Origin of the sequence: Caballeronia sp. BR00000012568055 (genome assembly GCF_029439455.1) — a bacterium.
GTDB lineage: Bacteria > Pseudomonadota > Gammaproteobacteria > Burkholderiales > Burkholderiaceae > Caballeronia.
This window is the reverse complement of record NZ_JAQFVG010000010.1, coordinates 11,402-13,675: the sequence shown is the minus strand read 5'-3', so window position 1 is coordinate 13,675 and position 2,274 is coordinate 11,402. Positions and strand designations below refer to the sequence as shown.

The 2,274-nt window shown below is 57.3% G+C and carries 3 protein-coding genes and 1 pseudogene; 2 read left to right on the top strand and 2 right to left on the bottom strand.

What is annotated here, in order from left to right; translation table 11 throughout:
* Positions 1 to 214, top strand: a pseudogene (locus P7F28_RS01340) (hypothetical protein); the annotation flags it as partial.
* 178 nt (positions 215 to 392) lie between these two features.
* Positions 393 to 845 (top strand): GDP-mannose mannosyl hydrolase, encoded by a 453-nt coding sequence (locus P7F28_RS01335; protein WP_277182577.1) that lies wholly within the window; start codon positions 393 to 395, stop codon positions 843 to 845.
* Positions 846 to 864: 19 nt separating this feature from the next.
* Here P7F28_RS01335 and P7F28_RS01330 read toward each other — a convergent pair whose 3' ends face one another.
* Positions 865 to 1,011, bottom strand: a complete 147-nt coding sequence (locus tag P7F28_RS01330; RefSeq protein WP_277182575.1) for a hypothetical protein — start codon at positions 1,009 to 1,011, stop codon at positions 865 to 867.
* A 95-nt stretch (positions 1,012 to 1,106) separates the two neighbouring features.
* Entirely contained in the window at positions 1,107 to 2,039 is a 933-nt protein-coding gene (galU, locus tag P7F28_RS01325) for a UTP--glucose-1-phosphate uridylyltransferase GalU (RefSeq protein ID WP_277182573.1), read from the bottom strand.
* Between the last annotated feature and the right edge of the window lie 235 nt (positions 2,040 to 2,274).

The window sequence follows — 2,274 nt, the reverse complement described above, 5'->3', positions numbered from 1 at the left end:
GACTTATGCGGTCAACTACAACCTGCCTGTCGATGCAGCTTCGAAGTCAGGCACGGTGACCGTGTACGACATGATGGGCAATGCATCGACCGTGAAGTACAAAGACGGACACGTGCCGCTCGTGCTCACCGAAGCACCGGTCTACGTCGTCTCCGACAACGCGGAAGCGATGCGCGCCAAGGTGACGAAGCCTGTCGGATACGTCGGCCAGTGACTTCGTTGCACGCTTAAAAAGCGGTGGCCTGAGTGGACGATCTTTCGTCGTTTTTCGCCAGTGTGACGCGCGCCTTACGATTAATGCACACGCTACACTGGCTGCACGCTGAACCCTGGCGAGGTATCGAAAGGGAGCGACCATAACAAAGTAAAGCAAACGACCAACGGGAGCGGTAATGCTGAACGAGGCAGATTTTCTGACGGTGATTCGGCTCACGCCGCTCGTGTCGATCGACCTGATCGTCACCGATGGCAACCGGCGCGTGCTCGTCGGCCATCGACGCAACCGGCCGGCGCAAGGGACGTGGTTCGTGCCCGGCGGACGCATCGCCAAGGATGAATCGCTCGATGCAGCGTTCAAGCGCGTGGTGCGCAGCGAGTTGGGGGTGGCGAGTGTGGAGCGGTCTTCGTCGCGGTTCTTCGGCGTGTACGAGCATCAGTATGAGGACAACTTCGCGGGGGCTTCGGGGTTTGGCACGCACTACATCGTGTTGGCCTACGCGATGACTTTGTCTGGTACGGTGCCGATCGGCAGATTTGATCAGCACAGCGAATATCAGTGGTTGTTACCCGATGAGCTGCTTGCGCGGGATGATGTGCATGAGAATACGAAGGCTTATTTTTGGTAGGCTTCGGTGAGCTGGCGGGTCAGCGGTATTCGTCGATTTCGATTGTGCCGCCCATTGATTGCATCATGGTGCGGATGTCGGAGGGGATGCGGTCGCCGGTGTAGTTGGCCGAACTTCTTGACCATAGAAACTTGCTACGTTGTCCGAATCGGTCGATAGATTGCATCGCAGAATTCCCAAAACAAATTGCTAACGAGCACCAAAAACAAACGGCGCACATCACTGCGCGCCGCCCGTTCCCCGCCAAGAAACCTAAGAAAACTAAGCCTCGACCTCATCCCCCGCATCGTTCGCGACGATCGTTTCGATCACCTCTTCCGCCTTCGCTCCGAACTGCGCCCGCAAATAAGCTTCGAACTCGCCCTTCACCTCGGGATGCCGCAACGCAAACTCGACCGTAGCTTTCAAATACCCCAGCTTGCTACCGCAATCGAACCGTTGTCCGCGATACCTGAACGCCAGCACCTGCTCTTCCTTCAGCAGCGCTTCGATCCCATCGGTCAACTGAATTTCGCCGCCCGCGCCGGGTTTCTGCGTACGCAAAAATTCGAAGATACGCGGCATCAGCACATAACGCCCGACCACGCCGAAGTTCGACGGCGCCAGCGCCGGTTCCGGCTTTTCGACCACGCGTGATAGTTTGAAGAGACCATCGTCCCACGGCTTGCCTTCGATCACGCCGTACGACTTCGAATCCTTGCGATCGATCTCTTCCACGCCGATTACCGACGAGTGGTAGTGATCGAACACGCTCACCATCTGCGCGAGCACGGGCGGCTGACCATCGAGCAAATCATCGGCGAGCACGACGGCGAACGGCTCGTTGCCGACCATCTTTTCCGCGCACAAAACCGCGTGTCCGAGACCCAAGGCTTCCGCCTGGCGCACATACATACACGTCACATGGCTCGGCAAAATGCCGCGCACCAACTCCAACAACTTCTCCTTGCCGCGCGCTTCGAGCTCCGCCTCGATCTCGTACGATTTGTCGAAATGATCTTCGATCGCGCGTTTGCTGCGACCGGTAACAAAAATCATCTCGGTGATGCCCGCCGCCATCGCCTCTTCCACCGCGTACTGGATCAGCGGCTTGTCCACGACCGGTAGCATTTCTTTCGGGCTGGCCTTAGTGGCCGGCAAAAATCGCGTGCCCAGGCCCGCTACCGGAAATACTGCCTTACGTACTTTGAGCATCGGATCACCTTGATTTCGTTTGAGTTCGACTGGCGCGTTCGATGCTCGTTTCGGGCGTTCGGACGCGCTTCTTCTTGTGCGGAAAACCATGCTGCAAGTCGCCCGATTTCATCAGACGACACGATTGAAGCCAGCTTATCCGTTGAATATCGAAATCATCTGCCAATGGTTCGCTGTTATCCGACTCGGACGGCGGCGCATGTTCGCTGCCGCGTATAGTTCGGCTCGTATAAGC

What these genes read in the sequence shown, in the direction of transcription:
- P7F28_RS01335 (WP_277182577.1), top strand. Translation starts at nt 393, where the DNA reads ATGCTGAACGAGGCAGATTTTCTGACGGTGATTCGGCTCACGCCGCTC.
- P7F28_RS01330 (WP_277182575.1), bottom strand. Translation starts at nt 1,011, where the DNA reads ATGCAATCTATCGACCGATTCGGACAACGTAGCAAGTTTCTATGGTCA.
- galU (WP_277182573.1), bottom strand. Translation starts at nt 2,039, where the DNA reads ATGCTCAAAGTACGTAAGGCAGTATTTCCGGTAGCGGGCCTGGGCACG.